The sequence below is a fragment of the Paenibacillus sp. JT22N15 genome (genome assembly GCF_059383755.1).
In genome coordinates this window covers 109,572-133,119 of record NZ_JBXENV010000011.1, presented here as the reverse complement: position 1 = coordinate 133,119, position 23,548 = coordinate 109,572, and the positions used below count along the sequence as shown (strand labels likewise).

At 48.4% G+C, this 23,548-nt stretch carries 20 protein-coding genes; 17 read left to right on the top strand and 3 right to left on the bottom strand.

Annotated elements, in window-relative coordinates:
• Position 1 precedes the first annotated feature (1 nt).
• From phnW to AC50X8_RS21880, 8 genes are all read left to right on the top strand, one after another.
• Complete coding sequence (gene phnW, locus AC50X8_RS21915) at positions 2 to 1,111, top strand: 2-aminoethylphosphonate--pyruvate transaminase (RefSeq protein WP_494881484.1); 1,110 nt, start codon at positions 2 to 4, stop codon at positions 1,109 to 1,111.
• The gene (gene phnX, locus AC50X8_RS21910) at positions 1,101 to 1,922 is read left to right on the top strand and encodes a phosphonoacetaldehyde hydrolase (protein WP_494881480.1); all 822 of its coding nucleotides are present in this window, start codon (positions 1,101 to 1,103) and stop codon (positions 1,920 to 1,922) included. Before phnW ends, phnX begins: the two co-directional genes overlap by 11 nt.
• The gene (locus AC50X8_RS21905; protein ID WP_494881478.1) at positions 1,903 to 3,261 is read left to right on the top strand and encodes an aspartate aminotransferase family protein; all 1,359 of its coding nucleotides are present in this window, start codon (positions 1,903 to 1,905) and stop codon (positions 3,259 to 3,261) included. The genes phnX and AC50X8_RS21905 overlap by 20 nt, the downstream gene beginning before the upstream one ends.
• Positions 3,262 to 3,409: 148 nt before the next feature.
• Positions 3,410 to 4,789, top strand: a complete 1,380-nt coding sequence (locus tag AC50X8_RS21900; RefSeq protein WP_494881476.1) for an extracellular solute-binding protein — start codon at positions 3,410 to 3,412, stop codon at positions 4,787 to 4,789.
• An 82-nt stretch (positions 4,790 to 4,871) separates the two neighbouring features.
• Positions 4,872 to 5,810: a carbohydrate ABC transporter permease gene (locus tag AC50X8_RS21895; protein ID WP_494864208.1), complete on the top strand. Its 939-nt coding sequence runs from the start codon at positions 4,872 to 4,874 to the stop codon at positions 5,808 to 5,810.
• A 9-nt stretch (positions 5,811 to 5,819) separates the two neighbouring features.
• Complete coding sequence (locus AC50X8_RS21890; protein ID WP_494881474.1) at positions 5,820 to 6,650, top strand: carbohydrate ABC transporter permease; 831 nt, start codon at positions 5,820 to 5,822, stop codon at positions 6,648 to 6,650.
• The gene (locus AC50X8_RS21885) at positions 6,647 to 7,762 is read left to right on the top strand and encodes an ABC transporter ATP-binding protein (protein ID WP_494881472.1); all 1,116 of its coding nucleotides are present in this window, start codon (positions 6,647 to 6,649) and stop codon (positions 7,760 to 7,762) included. Before AC50X8_RS21890 ends, AC50X8_RS21885 begins: the two co-directional genes overlap by 4 nt.
• 18 nt (positions 7,763 to 7,780) lie before the next feature.
• Complete coding sequence (locus AC50X8_RS21880) at positions 7,781 to 8,584, top strand: histidinol-phosphatase HisJ family protein (RefSeq protein ID WP_494881470.1); 804 nt, start codon at positions 7,781 to 7,783, stop codon at positions 8,582 to 8,584.
• 22 nt (positions 8,585 to 8,606) lie between these two features.
• On the opposite strand, the gene AC50X8_RS21875 is transcribed toward AC50X8_RS21880, so the two are convergent.
• On the bottom strand, positions 8,607 to 9,659 hold the full coding sequence (locus AC50X8_RS21875) for a Gfo/Idh/MocA family protein (RefSeq protein ID WP_494881468.1): 1,053 nt from the start codon (positions 9,657 to 9,659) through the stop codon (positions 8,607 to 8,609).
• Positions 9,660 to 9,797: 138 nt separating this feature from the next.
• On the opposite strand from AC50X8_RS21875, the gene AC50X8_RS21870 reads away from it, so the two are divergent.
• Positions 9,798 to 10,025 carry a hypothetical protein gene (locus AC50X8_RS21870; RefSeq protein ID WP_200931695.1) on the top strand — a complete coding sequence of 76 codons (228 nt, stop codon included), beginning with the start codon at positions 9,798 to 9,800 and terminating at the stop codon, positions 10,023 to 10,025.
• An 88-nt stretch (positions 10,026 to 10,113) separates the two neighbouring features.
• On the opposite strand, the gene AC50X8_RS21865 is transcribed toward AC50X8_RS21870, so the two are convergent.
• Positions 10,114 to 10,431, bottom strand: coding sequence for a hypothetical protein (locus tag AC50X8_RS21865; protein WP_494881466.1), 318 nt, complete (start codon positions 10,429 to 10,431; stop codon positions 10,114 to 10,116).
• 309 nt (positions 10,432 to 10,740) lie between these two features.
• Between AC50X8_RS21865 and AC50X8_RS21860 the strand changes: the two genes are divergently transcribed.
• The 6 genes from AC50X8_RS21860 (at position 10,741) to AC50X8_RS21835 (ending at position 19,156) form a co-directional block, all read left to right on the top strand.
• Positions 10,741 to 12,405 (top strand): response regulator transcription factor, encoded by a 1,665-nt coding sequence (locus AC50X8_RS21860; protein WP_494881464.1) that lies wholly within the window; start codon positions 10,741 to 10,743, stop codon positions 12,403 to 12,405.
• Between the two features lie 21 nt (positions 12,406 to 12,426).
• Positions 12,427 to 14,154, top strand: a complete 1,728-nt coding sequence (locus AC50X8_RS21855; RefSeq protein WP_494881462.1) for a sensor histidine kinase — start codon at positions 12,427 to 12,429, stop codon at positions 14,152 to 14,154.
• Between the two features lie 323 nt (positions 14,155 to 14,477).
• Complete coding sequence (locus tag AC50X8_RS21850) at positions 14,478 to 16,184, top strand: ABC transporter substrate-binding protein (RefSeq protein ID WP_494881460.1); 1,707 nt, start codon at positions 14,478 to 14,480, stop codon at positions 16,182 to 16,184.
• Positions 16,185 to 16,234: 50 nt separating this feature from the next.
• Positions 16,235 to 17,182, top strand: coding sequence for an ABC transporter permease (locus AC50X8_RS21845; RefSeq protein ID WP_235533361.1), 948 nt, complete (start codon positions 16,235 to 16,237; stop codon positions 17,180 to 17,182).
• Between the two features lie 20 nt (positions 17,183 to 17,202).
• Positions 17,203 to 18,126 (top strand): carbohydrate ABC transporter permease, encoded by a 924-nt coding sequence (locus AC50X8_RS21840; protein WP_494881458.1) that lies wholly within the window; start codon positions 17,203 to 17,205, stop codon positions 18,124 to 18,126.
• A gap of 16 nt (positions 18,127 to 18,142) precedes the next feature.
• Entirely contained in the window at positions 18,143 to 19,156 is a 1,014-nt protein-coding gene (locus AC50X8_RS21835; RefSeq protein WP_494881456.1) for an endo-1,4-beta-xylanase, read from the top strand.
• Between the two features lie 117 nt (positions 19,157 to 19,273).
• Here the strand turns inward: AC50X8_RS21835 and AC50X8_RS21830 are convergent, their stop codons facing one another.
• Positions 19,274 to 20,512 carry an MFS transporter gene (locus AC50X8_RS21830; RefSeq protein WP_494881454.1) on the bottom strand — a complete coding sequence of 413 codons (1,239 nt, stop codon included), beginning with the start codon at positions 20,510 to 20,512 and terminating at the stop codon, positions 19,274 to 19,276.
• Between the two features lie 241 nt (positions 20,513 to 20,753).
• Between AC50X8_RS21830 and AC50X8_RS21825 the strand changes: the two genes are divergently transcribed.
• Positions 20,754 to 22,181: an aldehyde dehydrogenase family protein gene (locus AC50X8_RS21825; protein WP_494881452.1), complete on the top strand. Its 1,428-nt coding sequence runs from the start codon at positions 20,754 to 20,756 to the stop codon at positions 22,179 to 22,181.
• A 127-nt stretch (positions 22,182 to 22,308) separates the two neighbouring features.
• Positions 22,309 to 23,424 (top strand): PdaC/SigV domain-containing protein, encoded by a 1,116-nt coding sequence (locus AC50X8_RS21820; protein ID WP_494881450.1) that lies wholly within the window; start codon positions 22,309 to 22,311, stop codon positions 23,422 to 23,424.
• Positions 23,425 to 23,548 lie beyond the last annotated feature (124 nt).

The window sequence follows — 23,548 nt, the reverse complement described above, 5'->3', positions numbered from 1 at the left end:
TATGAGCAATCCATATGTATTATTGACGCCGGGTCCCTTATCCACAACATTAACGGTCAAAGAGGCGATGTTAAAGGATTGGTGCACGTGGGATCATGACTATAAAGCCATTGTCCAGCAGATTCGTCGGCAGCTGCTAGAGATTGGCCGCGCATCTCAGGAGCACTATACAGCTCTGTTCATGCAGGGCAGCGGCACCTTTGGGGTTGAAGCGACGCTTGGCTCGGTCATCCCGAATGATGGCAAGCTGCTTATTTTGCAAAATGGCGCCTACGGGAAGCGCATGGAGGATATAGCAAAGGTGCTCCATATTCCACATGAATCCCTTGAGTTTGAGGCGAATGTGCAGATAGATCCTCAAGTCGTTGAGAGGAAGCTAATTGAGGATACATCGATTACGCATGTCGCTATGGTCCATTGCGAGACGACGACCGGCATTTTGAATCCGCTGGAGGCGGTAATGGAGGTCATTAAGCGATATAAACGAATCGCAATCATCGATGCCATGAGCAGCTTTGGCGGCATTCCGATTGGGGTAGAGGAGCTGCAAATCGACTTTATCATTAGCAGCGCAAATAAATGTATTCAAGGTGTTCCAGGCTTCAGCTTTATGCTTTGCAAAAGGGAGGAGCTTATGAAATGCAAAGGGAGAGCGCGCTCGTTATCGCTCGATTTATATGACCAGTGGGAGACGATGGAGAACGACTCCGGCAAATGGCGCTTTACTTCACCAACGCATGTCGTACACGCATTTGCACAGGCACTAGAGGAGCTGGCTGAAGAAGGCGGTGTGGAAGCACGCCATGCAAGATATTGTACCAACCAGCAAATCGTCGTGGAAGGGCTGACGTTAGCTGGCTTTACAGCTTACTTGCCGAGAGAGCTGCAATCTCCCATTATTACAACCTTCTTGTATCCGACGCATATCCCTTTTGAATTTGAACATTTTTATAGCTTTTTGAAGCTGGCTGGCCTTGTTATCTACCCTGGCAAACTGACAGACGCCCAGGTATTTCGAATCGGAAATATCGGGGACGTGCATGCAAAGGATATGGAGCATTTAAGTGAGCAAATATTACGTTATGTTGGAGAGGGCAACTATGAAAATTGAAGGCGTTATTTTAGATTGGGCCGGGACGACCATTGATTACGGCTGTTTTGCACCCGTGCAGGTGCTTATGGATGTTTTTGAGGAGCTAGGCATTCCAGTTACGGTGGAAGAGGTTCGTGTTCCTATGGGGCAGCTGAAGCGGGATCATATTCAATCGCTGCTGCAAATGCCGAGAATAGAAGCTGCTTTTCAAGCAAAATTTGGCCGCAGCTATACGGAGGCGGATATTGATGAGCTTCATGACCGATTCGAACCTAGATTGCTGGCTATTCTATCGAAATACGGAAAACCAAACCCATATGTAGTAGAGACGATACAGCAGTTGAGACAGCAAGGTTTAAAAATTGGAGCGACTACAGGCTATACGTCCACCATGCTGTCCATCGTGGCGAAAGCAGCTAAGGAATGCGGCTACGAACCTGATCATTGGGTAACGCCCGATCTTGTTATGGACAAAGGCAGACCTTATCCCTATATGATCTATGAAAATATGAAGCAGCTTGGCCTGCGCCATCATGCGCAAGTTGTAAAGGTTGGCGATACGATTTCTGATATACAAGAAGCGAATAGTGCTGGCGTATGGGCGATTGGCATTGTGAAGGGCAGCTCCATGCTTGGCTTTACGGAGGCAGAGGCGCAGCAGCTCTCGCCAGAGGAAGAACGCCATATTATCGCTGCTGTGAGCAAGAGCTATATGGAAGCAGGAGCCCATGCCGTTATTGAGGACATGTCCCAGCTGCCAGCAATGATCGAGCAAATCAATGAACGTTTGATGAAGGAGGAGCTGCCTTATGCCAAACCGCATCAATAGCCGCATAGAAGGAGATATCAATGGAACGGATGCCCGTCAAGCTTGGCAGGATGAGCATCTAAGCGAAGAGACGCTTGCTGTACTCGAACAGGACAGCAAGCTTTTTCTTCATCAGTCTATGTCTACGCCATGCTTAAATGTCATCGTAAATGCAGAGGGCATTTACATTGAGGATCAGGATGGACGCAAGGTGATCGATTTTCATGGAAACAGCGTTCATCAGGTCGGCTACAAAAATGAGTATGTGATGAATGCCATCATGAAGCAGATGCAGCAGCTGCCTTTCCTGCCGCGCCGATATACGAGCCAGGTAGCTATTCAGCTGGCACAGAAGCTGGCCCAGCTCGCGCCGGGAGATTTGAACAAGGTGTTGTTTACGCCAGGCGGCACTAGCGCAATTGGAATAGCGCTAAAGCTAGCCCGCAGGGCAACTGGCAAGCACAAAACGATATCGACCTGGGATTCCTTTCATGGCGCAAGCTTGGATGCGATATCGATTGGCGGCGAAGCTGTATTCAGAAGCGGGATCGGACCATTAATGTCTGGAACGGAGCATATGATGCCCTATAACAGCTATCGTTCGATCTTTGGAGAAGGAGAAGCTGCAGCTGCCAAAAATCTCGATTACTTAAGCTATATGCTGGAGCGGGAAGATGACGTGTGTGCGGTCATTTTAGAGCCGATTCGCAGCACGGATGTACAGATTCCTACCATTGCATATATGCAGCGGCTGCGTCAAATTTGCGATGATTATGGGGTGCTGCTCATCCTGGATGAAATACCGACGGCATTAGGCCGTACGGGCAAAATGTTCGTTCACGAGCATTATGATATTGTCCCGGATATCGTTGTTATTGGCAAAGGCTTAGGCGGCGGCATTTTTCCAATGGCAGGCATTATTGCGAGAAAGCATCTAGATATTGCCGGCGATATTTCACTCGGACATTATACGCATGAGAAAAGCGCTGTAGGCTGTGCGGCAGCTTTGGCTACCATTGAATACATCGAACAGGAAAACCTGCTTGAGCACGCGCAAAAGATGGAGCAGTGGCTGACGCTGCAGCTTCAGGAGCTGCAAAGGAAATATGCCGTAATCGGCGATGTGCGGGTGAAGGGCATGCTGGCGGCAATTGAGCTTGTATCTGATCGCGAGACGAAAGAGAAGGAAGTTGCAGGTGCTGAAAAGGTTCTCTATGAATGCTTGTCCCGTGGACTAAGCTTCAAGGTGTCTGGAGGAAATGTCATTACGCTTGTTCCACCATTAATTACAACCGATCAACAGATGGAAGAAGCAATCACGATTTTGGATCAAGCACTTGAGCAAGTGTTCACCAAATAAAACAGATCAATCATTTTGAAAACAACATCATTGCAATTAAAAGGATAAAAAAACAATTTATTAATGTGTAATTGACACAGGTTTTACAATTCTCCTTTATAGTTTAGTTAAGCCAGTGATAACTGGATAACGAGGAGGGTTTAAAAGCATGAAGAGGCTTGCACTTGGATTGGTTAGTGTAATGGCTAGTACCGCATTGTTAGCTGGATGTGGGACAGGCTCAAACTCTGGCACTGCTGCAAATAGCGGTACAGAGACTTCCAGCAATGGGGCGAAAATGAAAGAGGTCGTGATTTCCGTACGCGAGAACACATGGGGAGCACGGAAGGACAATTTTGTAGAAGCAGAAAAGCGTTTGAATGAACAATTGAAGCCGGAAAACGTGCAGGTGAAAATAGATTGGTGGCCTGGTATTGGCGATGATGAGCTGATTTTGCAGGCACAAGCGAATAAGGTAGCAGATGTATTTATTAACTCCAGCGTAGATATTGGCTGGCAGCTGAACGCCGGACTCATCCGTGATGTGGACTGGGTTGGAACTTCAGACGTGTTCAAAAATATGCCGGAGTCCTACAACAACATGATGAAATACGAGGACCATTACTATGGCGTCATTCAAGATATGGATGCTTCTCCCGTATTCATTAGCCGCAAAGCGCTGGAAGGCTTAGGCTGGACAACGACGCAAATCGATGAGCTGAAGGCTCGCGTTGATGCTGGAACCTTCACATTCAGTGAGCTTGTGGATCTTGCAGATGCGGCTGTTAAGCAAAAGCTGGTTAAAGTAGGCTTTGGCGTTGAGGATACAAGGTTTGAAGGCTGGAATTATACATTCGGCAACTTCAATTATAGTGCGGAACAGAACAAGATGGTACTGTCGAAAAATACGCAGAAGGTTTATGAGTTTTGGCAGGATGCGAAGCAGCGCGGCGTAGTTACGGAGGGCATTGCTGAGATTGATACGGACAAGGCTGCCGAGCTGTTCATTAAAGGCGAATTGTTTGCTGAATTTGCCCGTACTGAATTTTATCAAGTGATGCGTACACAACTTGGCATGGAAGAGGACTTGGCTGGCTATGAAGCATGGTTTAAGGAAAATGCAATCTGGATTCCGGTTCCGTCGGTCGAGCAGGGAGGAAAACCTGTATCCTACAGCAACCCCGCGATGATCTATGTGGGACCTACTGTGGATGATGAGAAGATGCCTTATGTTCAAAAATTGATTGAGCATGTGCTGGATCCGGACCTGCAGGTTAATCATACGCTTAAGAGCGGCAAGCTGCCTGTAACAGCAGCAGCGCAGGAGGATGCCCGCTTCCAGCAAATGAGCTTCTACAAAGATCATGCTTATTTAATCGAATTTACGAAAACGCGCCCAGCCCAAATGGATTATGCGGTCTACATGAAATCCTTTACGCTTGGCATTGATGCCATTCTGACGAAAGGGCAAACCGCCGCACAGGCCTTTGAGTTATTCCAAAAGGATGTCAAGCAAAACGTGCCAGCGGACAGTCTCATTGTAGAATAACGATGATACAAGGAAAGGTGCTCTGATGACAGGAGCACCTTTCCATCTATTTTGCTTATAGGAAGCAGGTGCAGATCTCATTATGGAGATCCCGGTAACTTCAGCCAAGACAGCTTACAAGAAACCTTTTGACAAGAAAGTGTACCCCTATTTATTCATTATGCCCTTTGCTCTTCTGGTGCTGGTCTTTTTTATTCTTCCGGCTATTGCGACCATTATTATGTCCTTCACTGATTTAAATGCATCCATGAAAATCAACTTTGTTGGTTTCGATAACTTCAAGCGCATATTTTCCGATTACAGCATGCCGCAAATTTTATGGAATACCGTTATATTTGCCGTGATTACGCTCGTGTTCTCTTTGTTTTTTGGTTTGTTTATATCGATCGCAACCCAGTACTTCTTAAAGGGCAAATTGACGGCAGTCATTTATCGTGTCCTATGGTTAATTCCGAGCATCATTCCTGCAGTTGTATATGTAACCTTCTGGAAATATTTATTTGATCCCACGGAGGGTGGGCTGATCAATAAATTTCTGCTCTTATTCCAGCCAGACAGCGATCCCGTCTCATGGTTTACGAAAATCGCTATGGCTATTGTGATCATTGCTACGATTGTATCTACAACTTCAGGAGGCATGATTTTATTATCTGCTGCAATCAGCTCGATACCTGAAGATTTGTATAAGGCTGCGAAAGTAGATGGAGCAAGTGAAAAATCGGTCATCACTAAAATCATCCTTCCATCCTTAAAATGGCCGTTAATGTATATTACGATATCCGATCTTATTGGCTTTGTGTCCTCCTATTTCTTCATCCTGCTGCTGACGAATGGCGGACCTATGCGAGACACGACGACGTTATCTCTATATGCGTACCAGCAGGCCTTTCATTTAAAATATTATGGCTACGGCGCTGCTCTTTCGCTTTTGGTTGTGCTGATCTCGCTTATTTTGACCTTATGGCTGCTGAGGCTGTTCGATTTTGATGAAATGATAAAGCCATCACGGATTGAAGATTAGGAGGCAAATATGTCGACAACGATTGTAAAAAAGCTGCTCGTGCACACGTATCTGCTGCTCTTCACGATGCCTATTATCGGTATGATTGTATGGTATTTTCTTGCAGCCACCTTTAATGGGACGACGGGCCAATTTTCGCTTGAAAACTTCAATTTTGTTAAGGAGCCTGTCGAGTATGCGGGCGTCCGTCTGCCAGCGATTTGGCCCATTGTTCTAAATACATTAGTTTATTCGTTTCTTATTGTATTGATTGAAATCGGCATTGCTGTACCTGCTGCGTATGCGTTCTCTCGGCTCGATTTCAAAGGAAAGCTTGCCGCCATGAAGTTTCTGTTTCTTATGCGCTCCTTTCCGGGCATCACGCTCATTATCGCTACGTTTTTCATATTGGTTCAAATGGATCTAGTAAATACGTACTTAGGCGTTATCCTCGTTGCTATAACGGGCTCCTTGCCAGGCAGGGTGTATATTATGAAAGGTTTCTTCGATGAGGTGCCGTGGGATTTGGAATGGGCGGCGATGGTAGATGGATGCTCAAGATTTCGAGCGCTCATGAAGGTACTCGTTCCCTACGTATTGCCAGGCATCGGGGCAATTGCTGTTTTTGCCTTTTTAGGAGCCTACGGCGAATGGTTTCTGTTCAAGCTGTTTATATTCGATGACAATATGCTGACGCTTGCTGGCTATCTGTCGCGGCTCGTAACGAAGGAAAATGTCATTATGAACTATGGATTGATTACTGCGATTGGTTTGTTTTATACGATTCCGCTAATCGTGTTTTATATTTTTACCCAGAAAATATTCCTGAAGGTGAATTTGGGAGGAGCAAAGCAGGTATGATCTCTCTTGTAAATATTGTGAAAAACTATGATGGCAAGCAAAACGGAGGCCGTGCGGTTGACGGATTGAATCTCGAAATCGCAAAGGGCGAATTTGTCGCGCTGCTGGGCCCTTCAGGCTGCGGAAAAACGACTACGCTAATGATGCTGGCGGGGCTGCTCAAGCCAACCTCCGGCGAAATTTATTTTAAGGATAAGCTAGTCAATCATGTGGAGCCGAAGGATCGAAATATTGGAATGGTGTTCCAATCCTATGCGCTGTATCCTCATTTGACGGTTCGAGACAATATTGCGTTTCCGCTTCGCGAGCGAAAAATGGCCAAGAAGGACGCCTACGAGCGTGCTTTGCAGACGAGTAAAATATTGCAAATCGATCATCTGCTTGATCGCAAGCCGTCGCAGCTGTCAGGCGGACAGCAGCAGCGAGTCGCCATGGCGCGCGCGTTATCCAAGGACCCGGAAATTTTGCTGCTGGATGAGCCAATGTCCAACTTGGATGCGCGATTGAAATTGGATGTACGGGATGAAATCCGAAAAATCCAACGTAAATTAGGAGTAACGACTATTATTGTCACGCATGACCAAGAGGAAGCTTTGGCCATCTCTGATCGGGTAGCGATTCTTAACGGCGGGAAAATTCAGCAATATGCCCCTCCAAGCGAGCTGTTCAATCATCCGTATAACCTGTTCGTCGCAAGCTTTCTAGGCAATCCGCCTATGAATTTGATTGAGGGCATAGTGGAGCAAAGAGAGGACCGACAGTGGGTTAAGACGAAGCTGTTCGAGCTGGAAATCCCTCAGTCGCGCAGGCTGGAGGCGCAGCACATAGGAAAGGCGGTCAAGCTGGGCATACGTCCGCATGATCTGTACATTCCCGAGCAGCCAAGTGAGACATCAATTAAACTCGAAATTGATCTGATTGAGCATTTAGGCAGCGGGCAGCTCGTTAAAATGACGGATAGGGCTGGACAGTCCGATATGATGATTCGTCTGCTGACCGATAACGAGAAGCGGTTAAAGGAGCGCGAGACGGTCTCGATTGATATAAGGCCGGATAAAATCCATTTGTTCGATATGACAGATGAAGGGCGCAATTTATTGCAGTTTCAGTAGAATGAGAAGGAGAAAAGGATGACAATACCTAATCTTTTAATCGATCAGCATGTGCATTCCTCCTATTCGCCAGACTCCAGCTCCACGCTGGAGGAGCTAGTGCGATATGCGCTTGCGCTGGGAAAGCCGGCTGTCGTAACGACAGACCATTTAGAGTATGATTGCAAATATTTCAAACAGAATGTTCTCATTGATTGGAAGAGCTACAAGCAAGAAGCGGAAGAGCTGACACAGCGTTATAAGATGGAAATTCGCAAAGGCATTGAGGTCGGCTATCGGAGCGATTATAAAGACGTCATAAACGACTATTTGGCTCAGCAACAGTTTGACGTCATTCTGCTTTCGGCGCATAACGACGGCACCCTCGATTTTTCCGAAAAAGCCTATCATGATCTGCCGATTCAGCAAAGGCTTAAGCATTATTTTACGAATGTAAGAGAGGCTGTCGACCAGATGGACAATTTCGATATCGTGGCCCATTTGGATTATGTAGCGAGGTATACGACCTATCCGGTTGAGGAGCAAGATATAGCGGCTTGCAAGCCTATTTTGTACGATATTTTAAAGCTGATCATTGAAAAGCAAAAGGTGCTGGAGCTGAACACAACCGGACTTTATCGCCAAGGCTGGATTCATCCGCATCCGTATATTCTGGACATGTATGTGGATTTAGGAGGCAGAGCGGTGTCCATTGGCTCAGATGCCCATCAGGTGGGGCATTTAGAGCAAGGCTTCGCAGAAGCGATCGAGCTGCTGCAAAGCCATGACATTCGAGAGGTTGTGCAATTTAAGGGCAGAGTGCCTTATTCGGTGTCTATTTAGCTTCTGAAAGTGAACAAGCTAACTACAGCACATTTACCGCATGGCCGGTAGCAATCGACTCATCAATAGCCAGGGATAGACGAACATCGATTAAAGCCTCGGATAGTGAATAAAAGCTTTCTCCGCTTGCTATATATGCCGTCATGCGAGTCAAAACTTCGGCAATCGCAATTTCCTCATCGGATAGCTGGGCAGGGTAGTACGGATTGCGAAAAACGCACTCTGATCCTGCCCGCAATTCCCGAAGCGAAAGCGGAGCAAGGCTGCCCTCCAAGCCGTCTTGCATTCTTCTAATCGTTACGTCTTCATAGCTATTGGCACCTAATCCTCGGGTTACCTCATTATCCCGGATTTCCCCTTTAGAGCCGCGTATTAGTATGCGATTGTGTCGTATTGGCGAAAAATATTGAGAGCGTGCGAAATCAAGAACGGCACTTTTCCCATCTCCGAAAGTAATAATGGAAATATCCTGAATCTCGGTCTCCAGCCGGTCTTGCGCGGCTCGTCCTCGATGGGGCACTTCTTGAATGGGGAGTTCAAAACGTCGCGAAACGATTTGGCAGCTGGAATCCGTGACGGAAAGCCACTGTCTAATTAAACTGATGCCGTGATAGCCATGTGCCGTCGATACTTGTACGTGGCGTACTTCTCCCAGGCTTCCCGATTGAATCAGAGCGGTTCTGGCTTGATGATGCGGCTGCAAAAGGTATTGCTCGGCGATTTGGATACGGGCGCCGGATTGGATGAGCGAGGAAACGAGCTGATAGCCTTCGTCGTTGAAAGCCGGAGGCGTTTCGGCCAGCAGTGGAATGTCCAGTAACGCCGCTTCCTTCAGGACGTGGGGCATGGAAGTTTTCGAGACGGCTGCCACAAGAAATTCACAATGCTTGGCCAGCTCCTGCGGCGTCGAATAAAGGGTAACGCCCCATTGATCAGCAGCATGCTCATATTTTGCAGAATCTCTAACCACAATACCAATTATTTTAAATAAATGCGGCAATTGCTTGGCAATTCGCAAATAAGCTTCCGCTCTCCAGCCGAATCCGATGATGCCGAAAGGTGCAGGTTTTAGCATGATTTATCTCCTTTAAAACAATCCCTATAAGTCTAATGAGAATAGTAACATACAAATATAACACAGTATGTAATTAGAAATCAACTATAAAAGCTTGTTATTTTGTGGGAGTTGGTTTATGATTAGGGAGGAAAATAAATGATGAATTTGAAAGTGGAGGTGAAAATAATGACGACAAACATGATGATGATGATGTGTATGGAAGAAATGATGTGCAAGATGAAATGTATGAAAATGATGATGGATTCCATGGACAGCAAAGAAATGATGGACAGCGACATGATGATGTCCAAGATGCAAGAGTGCGACGAAATGATGACTGGTATGATGGCTATGATGCGCGACAAAAAGGAAATGATGGCCTAAGCCTCGCTGGTCGGTCCTTATAAAAGTTAGCGGCATAGCAGACAACTGCTTGCCTTTTTTATTTTCAGCCCAAATAACCGTTTAATCGCTAGGCTTGCTTGATTTGTTTTGCTAGATTAACTCTTCTAAGCTTTAGGCTCCACAGCTGTTTCTCTATATTTAAATCATCTTTAAATGCGCTATTGCGCAGCTGTTCATAAATGGCCAGCATTTGTCGAAGCACCTCATCATACTGGCGCCACAATTGCTCCTTAACAACCTCTTCCGAAGGATAGCTCGGCACATTCATTTCCTGCAAAGCAGCTACAAGCTCAGCTTGCCATTCCTGATCCCCGATTTGCATAGCATAATTGATTAAATCCAAATGGTCATTGATCCAAATCTGAGTGTACGCTTCTACTGTCATGTCCGTTATCTCCCCGCTCAAGTTATATACCAAGTATTATACTCGGTTTTGTTGGTTAATCAACCTTTTTTTGAAAAGAAGGTGATAGCATTGGGTTTCATAGGAACGATAAAAGTCTTATCGGGCACTGCATGGATTGTGGGGTGAAAAAGTAAAAGCCCCGCTCTTATAATAAATTGTAAGCGCTTTATTTATAGCGGTATCTGAAATGTATCTGCCATTTTTTCAGTTATTTTTTTGCATAATAAAGGAATCCGAAGCAACATCTGCGAATTATAGAGTTTCACTAGGAACAAGGGAGGAAGCCGAATGTATAAGGTGCTGCTGGTGGATGATGAAATGTTTGTCCGTAGAGGGCTGATGAATTTAATGGACTGGGAAGCCTTGGGCTATAAAATTTGCGGCGAGGCTGAAAATGGCATGGATGCGCTGGAGCAGATGAAGCGGCTTAATCCGGATGTCGTGATGGCGGACATTCGCATGCCGATGCTGGATGGCCTAGAATTGATTCGTGCAGCTTCGGAAAAGGAACAGGAATGTCCGGCCTTCATTATTGTAAGCGGCGTTCACGATTTTCATTACGCCCAGCAGGCGCTGCGCTATGGGGTTCATGACTATATATTAAAGCCTATTGATGAGGGCGAGCTTACGGCGACGCTGAAGAAGCTGACCGGAACGCTCGCCCTTAAGCGTATTGCGAGCTTGACGGGCGATAAGCTGGCTGCCGACTCGATTTTTGAAACGTTGATTAAGGGGAGCTTTAAAGAAGAGGATATGAAGACGCTATGTTCAGCCCTTGAGCTAGAGGAGGTTGGCACGTATGTTTATGTGCTGGCTGAACTGCATACAGGTACGGCGCCCAAGGCAACAGAAGCAGCATCAGAAACGGCAATAGAATCGAGAGTCCACATGGCGGGCACCACTGATACGACGCCGAAAGCCTTCACAGCCGCTTGCCAGGCGGCTATTCGCCATATCCAATTTAGCCAATCCAACCAATCAACGGACAAAAAGCACGAATCACCAGCCATATTCACCTATGAGCAGCAAACGGGGCTGTATGGCTGCCTGCTGCATATGAACAGCTTGCTGGCGGACGATTCCGATGGGCATTATATTTTTCGCCTCTTGCACAGCACCTTGGAAAATCAGTTAGGGCATCCGGTCACTTTGTATGTAGGCAATCCAGTTGAGCGGCTGCAGCATATTAAAGAGTCCTACCGCGGAGCGAATGAAGCGATGGCCTATAAATTTGCTGAAGCGGACCAAGTTATTGTGCATGCGAGCCGTGTACAGGGAACGCCGCTGTATTATTTTGATATGGAGGCAGCATTGTACAGCAGAGTGATTGAGAAGGTGGAGGAAAATAAACCGGAGCAATATGAAGCTGACATCGACCTGCTGTTTCAGGCGTTTCGCGAGAAACGTTTTGCTCCCGATGCCGTATCGAATGCGATGGTCCGCTTCCTCATCGGAATCATTAATATTATTCGCAAAATGAATGGGGATGAAAAGCAGCTGAAGCAGCTTCCCGCTATGATGAATTGGCAGCAGCAGGGCACACGCTTATGCGATTTGAAGCAGCTGTTTCTCTCTTTTACGAACGAGGCAGCTGCCTACATCGCTTTGCTTCGCAGCGACCAATCCAAAGGCGGCATCGAGAAGGTTAAGAAATACATTGAGGCTCATTACAACGAAAATATTAGCCTAAAGGGGCTGGCAGGCAAGTTTTATATGAATTCCGTTTATTTGGGGCAGCTGTTCCGCAAAACCTATGGCGTCTATTTCAACGAATATTTGCTCAGCATTCGGGTCAGGGAAGCGAAGAAGCTGCTGCGGCAAACCGATATGCGCATGTATGAGGTGGCAGAGATGGTTGGCTTCCAGAATTCGGACTATTTTGTCACCCAGTTTGAAAAGCTGGAGAAGGTTACTCCAACCGACTATCGCAACGGCCTGTTTGACAAAACCTAAACGGATGGAGGCGGCAGGTGGATGCATCTATTAAATCAATTGAAATTGCGGGATAAGCTGCTTGTTATGTACATATGCTCGGTGTTTATTCCGATCGTACTGACGAACGTCATCTTCTACAACGTGACCACAAACAACATCAAAAACCAGAAGACGCGCGATGCGGACATGGTTTTGGAGCAATTACAGCGGGAGGTGCGATCCGTCATTGATGAGGCGGCGGGCATCTCCTATTTATATTATATCGACCCGCTGCTGAATGGGCATTTGGATCACACGTACACGTCAAAGCTGGAATATGTAGAAGCGTTTACGGATATGAAAAGCGTGTTTATGAAGTCGGAGCAAGCCTATTCTACGATTAGCTCGACAGTCATTTATACAGACAATCCGACGGTGCTTGCCTCGGGGCAGATTTTGCCGCTCGACGATACAGCTCTCGATGCCGACTGGTATAACCAGTTCAAGCAAACGAGCGCTTCGTATCCCGTCCTCATTCATAGCGGAGATACGATCAGCCTTATTCAGCGTTTGAATAATAGCGGAGACGGGAGATACAACAGCCTGATCAAAAGCGATTTGAATATGGCGACCTTCAGGCAGCTGTTTGCCGGCATCGGTTTTGAAGGGAGCATGTATTTCGTCAATGCAGATGGGATCATTCATTATACGAATGAGGCGGGGGCAGACTGGGAGGCTGGGACGCTGCGGCTTGAGCAGATGGCGATGCCGGAAAAGTCGATTGCATTCAATAAGCCGTATGCGAACAACAATTATTTAAACGGCTGGCGGCTGTATGGCGTCATGGACGAGAAGGTTATTTTGCAGGAGGTACGCAAGTCGGGCACCTTTGTTTTATTGTTGGCGAGCATTAACATTGTCGTTCCGTCTTTGATTATTGCCGCCATTTCTCGATCTATCCACGTAAGACTGGTCCGCATTTTAAGGCATATGAAGAAGGTGAAAAACCAGCATTTCGAGACGATTCCATTCGAAGAGTCGCGCGATGAGATCGGGCAATTGACGGGCGAATTCAACCGAATGACGATGCGGATTGACAATTTAATCAACGACGTCTACATGGCGGATATTCAGAAAAAGGATTTGGAAATCCGCCAGCGGCAAGCGCAGCTTCATGCCCTTCACAGCCAGATCAATCCGCATTTTCTTTTTAACGCGCTGGAGACGATCCGCATGCGCAGCTTAATGAAGGGGGAAACGGAGACGGCGCGGACGATCCATTCGATGGCCAAAATATTCCGCAAGTCGATTATATGGAAGCGCAGCTGGGTATCGGTTCGCGAGGAGCTGGAGCTGATTGAATGTTTTCTGGATATTCAGAAATACCGTTTCGGCGACAAGCTGCAATATCAATTGACGGTCGAGGACGCGGTCTACGAGCATACGATTCCTAAAATGACCTTTCTTCCCTTTGTCGAAAATGCCAGCATTCATGGCGTTGAGAGCTCGCCGGGCATCGGTCTCATTGGACTGCATATTGGTTACGAGGATGGCCGGATTTTGTTCCGTCTAACGGACAATGGTATGGGCATGCCGGAGGACAAGCTGAGCGAGCTGATGCAATATTTGCAGGAGGACGGGGCGATGGGCGACAACGTAGGGATGAAAAATGTATACACCCGGCTCAAGCTCTGCTATAAAGACGCCTTCGATTTCACCCTCCGCAGCGAATTCGGCTCCGGCACCACCATAGAGCTTCGCCTCCCGGTAATGGATAAGGGCGCGTAGCAGGGACGCCCCGCCCTCTTGTCCATCCGACTAGGGGAGGGTGAACAAGGGGTGAAGCGGATGTGAAAGGTTTGGGTGGAGAAGCGATAGCGTTCGCTTTTGCGCCTGAAATTTAACCGCTTGAGCGGTCCCAATTGAAAAATTTCAGGCGGAATGGCGATCGGAACCCAAACCTTTCGCGCAGCGCAGCCCCAATGTTCCCCCGACCTATAGTTTTCACAGTAAAAGCTAAAGTTTTTAGGGTAACGCAGCCTCTTTCCACGTTTTACAATGAAAGTGCTTACAAAAAAACAAACCAATAGATTGAAAGGGGTCATACCAATATGGTCAAAAAGAAGCTTTGGACAATGGGACTGGCAGCGACGCTATCTGTCGCATTGATCGGATGCAGCAGCAGCAACAGCGGCAATTCAGGCAATGCTGGAAATGCTGGCAATGCGTCAAGCAGTCCGGCATCCTCCTCAGAAGCAGTGGGCGAGCAGGAGCCCGTCACCTTCACGTATTACGGCTTTGCCGCTAACAAGGATACACTCGCAAGCGATACGGTCATCGGCAAGGAGCTGCAAAAGCAGACTGGCGTTGATTTCAAAATGGAGTTTATCGTCGGTGACGTAAAAACGAAATCCGGCGTTATGATCGCCAGCGGCGACTATCCTGATGTGATCGTGCCAGATGGCGAAATTGATAAGCTGATGGACGCCGGCGCCTTCATTCCGCTGGATGATCTAATCGAGAAATACGGCCCTAATATTAAGCGCGTATATGGACCTTATATGGATAAATTCAAGCAGGCTGACGGCAAAATCTATCATCTTCCTTTTTCCGCGGACCAAGGCTACATTGGCGACCCGGGCATTAGCCAAGGCGCATTTTGGATGCAGCGCTCGGTCTTGAAGGAATTCGGCTATCCGAAAATTAAGACGCTGGATGAATATTTTGACCTGATCAAGCAGTATCAGGAGAAGCATCCGCAAGTGGATGGCAAGGATACGGTGGGCTTCGTTATTTTTGCAGGTGTAGCTGACAACTTCTTTACCCTTACTAACCCTTCGATGCATCTGGCCGGTTATCCGAACGACGGCGGCGTGCTCGTTGATATGAATACGCATGAAGCGAAAACCTATCAAGCAAGCGAATACGAGAAACGCTGGATTCAGAAGCTGAATGAGGTGAATGCCGAGGGGCTGTTCGACCCTGAATCGTTCACTGCAAACAAGGATCAATATTTGGCGAAGCTGACCTCCGGCCGTGTGCTTGGTTATTTCAACTACGGCTGGCAGGTTGGAGATGCAACGAACAATTTGAAAAAAGCGGGCATTGACGAGAAACGCTATACGCCGCTTCCAATCGTATTCGATCAAAATACGAAGGATCAATATGTCGATCCGCCTGCCTTCGTTAACAACCGCGGTATCGGCATTTCGGTCAATGCGAAGGACCCGGTCCGCATTATCCAATACTTTGACAATATGCTCAAGGAAGAAAATCAAATTCTCGTGCAATGGGGCATCAAAGACCAAAATTACAGCGTCGATGCAAACGGGCGTTTTATTATGAACGAACAGCAAATCAGCGAGCGCAATGACACGGAGTTCACTCGCGAGTTCGGTTGGTCCTACTTCCAATACAATTGGCCGCGTTACGGCAATAACTCCCTGCTGGCGGATGGCAACTCCTATGCGGTAGGCAATCAGCCGGAGGTCGCTTATGCAGGCTATACGGACGGGGATAAGGCGATCTTGGATGCCTACGGCGTCAAGACGTTTGCTGAAATGTTTGCGAAGCCGGATGAACGGCCGTGGTACCCCGCTTGGAGCATTAATAAAGGCCAAGGCACGCCGGAGCAGATTTTTGAACAGAAGAGCAGCGATATCGCGAAAAAATATTTGCCTAAGCTCGTGCTCGCTGATCCGGCGCAATTCGATTCCATCTGGAGCGAATATACGGCTGAATTCGGCAAGCTGGATTCCGCAAGCTATGAGTCCTTTATAACGAATATCGTCAAGGAGCGCGTAGCAGGCAATTGGTAGACGGTTAGAGAGAGGAGAATTTTCAGGTGGAGAAGCAGACACAGCCAGCTATTTCAACCGATGAGGGGCGAGCGCTTAGGCGCTCGCGCCTGCCCTTTTTTTTCAAAAAGCTGCTGCAGCAAAAGGTTCTAGTGGCGATGTCCGTCCCTTTTTTGCTATGGCTGGTGTTATTTAAATATGTGCCGCTATGGGGCTGGACGATCGCATTCCAGAAATTCCGCCCGGCTAAGGGGCTGTTTGACCAGGAATGGGTAGGCTGGAAAAACTTTAAGTTTTTATTTCAGGACGATACGTTTTATCAGGTGCTGCGCAATACAATCGTCATGAGTACGATTAATTTGGTTTTCGGCTTTCTAACGGCGATAACGCTGGCGATATTGCTCAATGAGCTGCGCCATATTTTGTTCAAACGGGTCGTGCAGACGATCAGCTATTTGCCTCATTTTATATCGTGGGTCGTTGCGGCCAGCATTGTATCCTCGGCGCTTTCGCCGGAGGGCATTATTAATATTTTGCTCGTCAAATTGCATATTATCGATCAGCCAATACTATGGCTTGGCAAGGGCGAGTATTTCTGGGGCATTATCGGATCGGCGGAAGTGTGGAAAAATGTCGGGTGGAACACGATTATTTATCTTGCGGCCATTACAACGATTGATCCCGCGCAATATGAAGCGGCTGAAATTGATGGTGCAAACCGCTTCCAGCGCATCGGATATATTACGCTGCCGGGCCTGAAATCGGTCATCGTCATTTTGCTCATTATGAATTTAGGGCATATTTTGGAGTCGGGCTTCGAGCCGCAATATTTGCTGGGCAATGGGATGACGGTCGAATACTCGGACAACCTTGATATATTCGTATTGAAATACGGGATGGATATGGGCAACTATTCGCTGGCGACCGCCGCGGGCATATTCAAAACCGCCGTCAGCTTTATTTTCCTCTTGTCTGCTAACGGAATTGCGAAACGGCTTGGCGAGAGCAGACTATTTTAAAAAAGCAGGGAGGAATCGCTATGAAGGAAGGGCGTTTGGCGCGGAGCAAATTTTATAATTGGCCGGATAAGCTGTTCGATTTATGCAATATTGTGTTTATGATCGGCTTAATGATCGTTACGCTGTATCCCTTTATCAATATGTTCGCGCTGTCGTTTAACGATGCGAATGATTCGATTCGCGGCAATATTTATTTATGGCCGAGGCTGTGGACGCTGGACAACTATAAATACATTTTTAATGAGGCCTCCATTTATTATGCGACGACGATTTCGGCACTGCGGACGATCGTGGGCACTATAGTGTCGGTGTTCTGCACCGCCATGCTGGCGTATACGGTCAGCCGCCAAAGCTTTGTGCTGCGCAAATTTGTCACGGTCGCCTTTATCTTCACCATGTATTTCAGCGGTGGCCTCATCCCCGGCTATCTATTAATTAAGGAGCTGCACCTGATCAATTCGTTCTGGGTCTATATTATTCCCGGCATCATCGGCGTATTTAATATGATCGTTATACGTTCGTTTATTGAAGGGCTGCCGGACGGCATACTGGAATCGGCGAAAATCGATGGAGCGGGCGAGTTTACGACGTTTATGCGCGTCGTTTTGCCCCTTACTGTACCAGCGCTTGCAACGGTATCGCTGTTCGTGGCGGTTGGACAGTGGAATTCCTGGTTTGACGTATTTTTGTACAATTCCTCGCGAATTGAGCTGAGTACGCTGCAGTATGAGCTGATGAAAATATTGCAGACGTCGAATACGGCGGCCACCTCATCGACCGCAGCCGACCAGTTCGCTTCCGGCCAGAGCGGGGTGACGTCTGTCACGCCTACCTCGATTAGAGCTACGATGACGATTATAGCGAGCGTACCGATCATTATGGTATATCCGTTTTTGCAAAAATATTTTGTGAAGGGCATGACGGTCGGCGGTGTGAAGGGCTAGTGGAGGAGGATGGGATATGAGCGATAGAAAAGAGGAAAATGCAATTCCGGGGCTTGCTGCACAATACGGCGATTATTTTGATATTGGCGCTGCCGTCAATCGAAGAACGATTAAGACGCAGCAGCAGGTGCTGGCCGCCCATTTCAACAGTGTGACGGCAGAAAATGAAATGAAATTTGAGCTGCTGCATCCGCAGGAGCATCTCTATACCTTCGAGGCGGCGGATGAAATCGCCAGCTTCGCAAAGGAGCATGGCATGAAGCTGCGCGGGCATACGCTCGTCTGGCATAATCAGACGCCGGATTGGCTGTTTGCCGGGGCGAATGGCGAGCCTTCTGCCAACCGTGAAACGCTGCTTGCGCGGATGAAGGCGCATATTGCCGCAGTCGTAGGCCGCTACAAGGGGCAAATTTACGCCTGGGATGTGGTGAATGAAGCCATTGAGGATAAAAGCGGCGTGTGGCTGCGGGATTCGAGCTATTTGCGAATCATCGGCGAGGGTTATATCGCTAAAGCATTTGAGTTTGCCCATGAGGCTGACCCATCCGCGCTGCTTTTTTACAATGATTATAACGAATGCTTCCCCGAAAAACGCGACAAAATCATTCGGCTCGTACGGTCGCTGCTGGATCAGGGCGTACCGATTCACGGCATCGGGCTTCAGGGGCATTGGAATGTGCATGATCCAAGCCTGGACGATATTCGCTCGGCGATTGAGCGTTATGCGGAGCTTGGATTGAAGCTGCAAATGACGGAGCTGGATATGTCCGTATTTGCTTTCGAGGACCATCGCACCGACTTGCGCGAGCCGACTGCGGAGATGCTGGAGCGGCAGGCAGAGCGATATGAGGAGGTTTTTCGTTTATTCAGGCAATATAAAGAGGTACTGACATCGGTAACATTTTGGGGAGCGGCGGACGATTATACGTGGCTGGATAACTTTCCGGTGAGAGGCAGGAAAAATTGGCCATTTGTGCTCGATGAGCAGCATCAGCCAAAGCCCGCCTTTTGGAAAATAGCAAGCTGGTAACAGGAAAAACGGCCTGACGATTCACGGAGCTCAGACTTGCGCCCCGCGAATTGGTCAGGCCGTTTTATTAGAATCGGCTAAATAGGCTGAATAGGGTTTAAGCAGGCGGACAGGCTGCTAGATTAGCTCTTTGCGCGCCGCTAAATAACGGTAGAGGAAAACGCCGGTTATTGCGCATAAGAGCAGGCAGAGGCCGATGAAGCCGTAGCCGGCTTGAAGTCCGCGCAGCAAGCCGATTTGCGTCTCGGCGCCGTAACTATTTTTCACCAGCTGGGTAACTGCGCCTATCAAATAGTTGAAAATAACGCTGCCGATACCCATGATCGTGACTGTAAAGGTAATGGCGGATTCGCTGCCGCGCGGATAGCGCTTGGCGATGAAGGCCATAACGGTCGGATAAATCGGGGCGATGCCAATGCCGGCAGCGGCGAATAGAAACGCCAGCGATTCGCCGCCCCAGACTGCGATAAACGTACAGATCGACGAGACGCCGGCGAAGAGCAGCAGCGACAAGTTAAAGCCGATTTTGTCCGTAAGCGGGCCAAGCAGCAGCCGTGCGCCAGCGAAGCAGAGGAAGAAGGCGGACAGCATGCCGGCTGCGGAAACATTTTTCCAAGCGTAAGCCTTCTCCAGAAAATTGACCAGCCAGCCGCCTACCGCAAGCTCTGCGACGACGCCGAAGGTGAGAATGAGCGCCAGCAGCCACAATGCCGGATCACGCATCAGCTCCCGAAAGCCGGAGCGCGGACCATCTGCGGGATCATCGCCGGGAAATTTGCTCAGCAGCGTCGGTATCATCGGAATGAGACAGAGCGACAGCATAATAAGATACATGCCGCGCCAATCGAGAACATGGCCGTAGACGCTCACTGTAATGAGACCCGAGGCGATCATCGGGGCAACGGTTGAGCTGAGCCCATAGAAAAAATGGGATAAATTCATCATCGTTCCGACATTGCGCACGAAGATGCGCGCCCCGATGACCGCTAGCGCAATTTCCAGCATGCCGTTGCCAATATACATGAGGAAATAGGACGCTCCGAAGAAAGAATAGCTTTTGGAAAAGAAAATAAGTACGCCTGAGAGAACCATCGAGCCGAATGCAACCAGCGTGACCAGCTTGACGCCGAACTTGCGTGTCAGAAAAGCGGTGAAAGAGCAGGCGAGCATATAGCCGAGCGCGTTTAGCGACAGCAAGGAGCCAAGCTGCTGCTCATCAAGGGCGAAATCGTATTGGATCCGGGGAATCGCGGGTCCTTTTACATTTTCAGAAATGCCGAACACAATAAAGCCGATGAAAATAGCTGCGAGCTGCAGCGCATAATTTTTGTTAACGGTACGAAGTCGGTTGAACATTTGCAATAGCCACCTTAAGGGAAGTAAATTTGGTACCTGCTCATTGTATAGACTCACCCGCTTGTTTTCAATATAAGCTTTTTCATCGGCCAATATGAAAGTATAAGGATATGAATGTACAGGAGGCTTGAATCTGGTACGCTAGAAGGGATTTCGCTTCAATGGCCCGAATTATGGTTATAAATAGTTACATAGGGCTAGTTAAACAGGTATGTTTTTGGGAGAGGAAGGACGAGCTGCAATGAAGCAAAACTTATATGTAAATGGTCAGGAAGCAGCTGCACAGCAGTACGATTCATTACGCTCGCCTTATTCAGGCGAGGTAATTGCTGAGGTTGCGAGCGCAACAATCGAGCAGGCCGATCAAGCGATTGAGGCGGCGCTGGAAGCGGCAGCGGTTATGCGGAAGCTGCCCGCCTACCGCCGGGCGGAAATTTTGGCCAAGGTGGCGTCGCTCTTGCAGGAACGCAAGGAAGAAGCAGCGCGCATAGTAGCTATGGAGGCGGCAAAGCCGATCAGGACAGCTCGCGTCGAGGTGGATCGGACCGTGCAAACGTATCAATTTGCGGCGGAAGAAGCGAAGCGGATTCATGGCGAGATGGTGCCCCTTGATGCTGCTCCAGGTGGCGAGGGACGGCTTGCCTATACGCTGCGCGAGCCGCTCGGTGTTATTGGCGCGATTACGCCGTTTAATTTTCCGCTGAATCTGGTTGCCCATAAAGTGGGACCTGCGCTTGCGGCAGGCAACACCGTCGTGCTGAAGCCTGCTCCGCAGACGCCGCTGTCTGCTTATTTCATTGCCAAGCTGTTCGAGGAGGCCGGCCTGCCGCCAGGAGCGCTCAATGTTATTAGTGGAGACGGCAAGCTGCTTGGCGAGAAGCTGGTGCAGGATGCCTGCGTGAAGATGATTACATTCACCGGCAGCCCAGAGGTCGGTATAGGCATTCGCAAGCAGGCGGGACTGAAGCGGGTGACGCTGGAGCTGGGCTCGAATTCCGCTGTCATAATTGACAAGGACAGTGACGTCGATGCTGTCGCGGCACGGTGCGTAACCGGAGCCTACTCGTATCAAGGGCAAATTTGCATATCCTTGCAGCGGATTTTTGTAGTGGACGAGCTGTATGAAGCCTTTGTCAGCAAGTTTATCGCATTAGCTGTAGCGCTGCGGACAGGTGATCCGCTGAGCGAGCATACGGATGTATCCTCGCTTATCTCGGAAACCGCGACGAAGCGGGCGATAGATTGGGTGGAGGAAGCGGTTCAGCTAGGCGCCGAGCTAGCTATTGGCGGCCGAGTCGACGAGCAAGGCGTTATGCAGCCGACCGTGCTGCTTCATGTGCCAGCGGAAGCGAAGGTTTCCTGCAAGGAGGTGTTTGCGCCAATCGTGCTGATCAATAAAATCAGCAGCATCGAGGAAGGCATTCAGCAGGTGAACGCCTCCGATTACGGCCTGCAAGCAGGCATTTTCACGCAAAATATTGGCAAAGCGCTTGATGCGGCGGATGCGCTGCATGTGGGCGGCGTGCTGATCAACGATATTCCTACGTTTCGCGTCGATCAAATGCCTTATGGCGGCGTGAAGCTCAGCGGCACAGGACGCGAGGGCATTAAATATGCGGTGGAAGAAATGCTGGAGATGAAGCTCGTTATTGTGAATCGGAACAAGTAGCCCGGAACAAGTAGCGGAGCGATTCGTCGCTCCGCGCCTAAGCCCTATTTTTATTAGCCAGTTTGTAACTTATAGGGTGGTATATGCGTCTACAATGATAATGAATTCACGGAGAGGAAGATGAATGATGAATATGAATCCTTTTAAAAATATGACCTACAAACGTACCCTGGCTTCGATTTTGGCTGCGAGTCTTATAGTAGGCGCATCTCCTGCCGCATTTGGTTTTCCCGGCATAGAGAAGGCAGCAGCGGCAACGGCTGTGCAAACTTATCGCGTTGTCCCGCAACCGTTTATCATTGACGACTACAAATATTCCATCCCGACGATTAACATTGGCGGCAGCACCTATATTGGCATTCGCTCGCTCAATGAGAAGCTGGGCCTGGATATTACGTGGAATGTGAATAGCCGCACGATTACACTCGATGGAAGAGGCCGCAAGCTAACGGCGAATCCGGAGGATGGCAGCTATGTAATTAATGGTCAGAAGACGTACGGCGATTCGGCCCTTATTTATAAAGGCTCGGCTTATGTGCCGCTGCGCTTCTTGCTGGAGCGGATGGGCTATGGCATTTCCTATGAGAAAGGCAGCAAGACCGTAGTTATTAACACGATTGAGGAAAATGAGCTAACGGTTGCTCTGGGCACGATTCAGGAGAATAACGATAAGCAAACGCTGCTCGTCAATTATCCGGTCATCGAAGACCTTAAGGATAAAGCGGTTGAGGGGAAAATTAATACCTTCCTGAAGCAGGAAGCGGAGTCCTATGCGGCAGCGGGTCAGAAGGATCTTACGAAAGCAACGGCCACAAATGCAGCGTACATTAAGAAAAATCCGGGCACAACGTTTCCCAAGGCGACCTTCGAGGGCATTTTTAATGTGACCTATAATGAACAGGGGCGCCTCAGCCTGTATGTGGATTATTACTCCTACCTGGGCGGAGCGCATGGGATGACCTTCCGCGTGCCTTATACATTTGATCTCAATAACGGCGAGCTGCTGACGTTGAAGGAAGCTGCCGATTACAATTCGAAATACTTATCCATTATTAATGCTTCGATCAACAAGCAAATTAAAGAACGCAAGCTGCCGCTAATTGCACCGTTCGATGGCATTAAATCGAATCGTTCCTTCTACTTAAAGCATGAGGGAATCGCCATCGCTTTCGAGCAGTACGAGTATACGTCTTATGCCGAGGGCATGCCGGAGTTTGTGACGCCATTTGAGGCGTTTGAGTAAGAGTAGAATTTGGATTGCTTAATCTGTATTCCGCCAGTTCTGTCAAGGACTGGCGGAATATTTTTTTGTATGAAAGCTTGTCTCCCTACTGTATAATTTTGCATAGATCTGCTATAATCGTTTT

What these genes read in the sequence shown, in the direction of transcription:
- phnW (WP_494881484.1), top strand. Translation starts at nt 2, where the DNA reads ATGAGCAATCCATATGTATTATTGACGCCGGGTCCCTTATCCACAACA.
- phnX (WP_494881480.1), top strand. Translation starts at nt 1,101, where the DNA reads ATGAAAATTGAAGGCGTTATTTTAGATTGGGCCGGGACGACCATTGAT.
- AC50X8_RS21905 (WP_494881478.1), top strand. Translation starts at nt 1,903, where the DNA reads ATGCCAAACCGCATCAATAGCCGCATAGAAGGAGATATCAATGGAACG.
- AC50X8_RS21900 (WP_494881476.1), top strand. Translation starts at nt 3,410, where the DNA reads ATGAAGAGGCTTGCACTTGGATTGGTTAGTGTAATGGCTAGTACCGCA.
- AC50X8_RS21895 (WP_494864208.1), top strand. Translation starts at nt 4,872, where the DNA reads ATGGAGATCCCGGTAACTTCAGCCAAGACAGCTTACAAGAAACCTTTT.
- AC50X8_RS21890 (WP_494881474.1), top strand. Translation starts at nt 5,820, where the DNA reads ATGTCGACAACGATTGTAAAAAAGCTGCTCGTGCACACGTATCTGCTG.
- AC50X8_RS21885 (WP_494881472.1), top strand. Translation starts at nt 6,647, where the DNA reads ATGATCTCTCTTGTAAATATTGTGAAAAACTATGATGGCAAGCAAAAC.
- AC50X8_RS21880 (WP_494881470.1), top strand. Translation starts at nt 7,781, where the DNA reads ATGACAATACCTAATCTTTTAATCGATCAGCATGTGCATTCCTCCTAT.
- AC50X8_RS21875 (WP_494881468.1), bottom strand. Translation starts at nt 9,659, where the DNA reads ATGCTAAAACCTGCACCTTTCGGCATCATCGGATTCGGCTGGAGAGCG.
- AC50X8_RS21870 (WP_200931695.1), top strand. Translation starts at nt 9,798, where the DNA reads ATGATGAATTTGAAAGTGGAGGTGAAAATAATGACGACAAACATGATG.
- AC50X8_RS21865 (WP_494881466.1), bottom strand. Translation starts at nt 10,431, where the DNA reads ATGACAGTAGAAGCGTACACTCAGATTTGGATCAATGACCATTTGGAT.
- AC50X8_RS21860 (WP_494881464.1), top strand. Translation starts at nt 10,741, where the DNA reads ATGTATAAGGTGCTGCTGGTGGATGATGAAATGTTTGTCCGTAGAGGG.
- AC50X8_RS21855 (WP_494881462.1), top strand. Translation starts at nt 12,427, where the DNA reads ATGCATCTATTAAATCAATTGAAATTGCGGGATAAGCTGCTTGTTATG.
- AC50X8_RS21850 (WP_494881460.1), top strand. Translation starts at nt 14,478, where the DNA reads ATGGTCAAAAAGAAGCTTTGGACAATGGGACTGGCAGCGACGCTATCT.
- AC50X8_RS21840 (WP_494881458.1), top strand. Translation starts at nt 17,203, where the DNA reads ATGAAGGAAGGGCGTTTGGCGCGGAGCAAATTTTATAATTGGCCGGAT.
- AC50X8_RS21835 (WP_494881456.1), top strand. Translation starts at nt 18,143, where the DNA reads ATGAGCGATAGAAAAGAGGAAAATGCAATTCCGGGGCTTGCTGCACAA.
- AC50X8_RS21830 (WP_494881454.1), bottom strand. Translation starts at nt 20,512, where the DNA reads ATGTTCAACCGACTTCGTACCGTTAACAAAAATTATGCGCTGCAGCTC.
- AC50X8_RS21825 (WP_494881452.1), top strand. Translation starts at nt 20,754, where the DNA reads ATGAAGCAAAACTTATATGTAAATGGTCAGGAAGCAGCTGCACAGCAG.
- AC50X8_RS21820 (WP_494881450.1), top strand. Translation starts at nt 22,309, where the DNA reads ATGAATATGAATCCTTTTAAAAATATGACCTACAAACGTACCCTGGCT.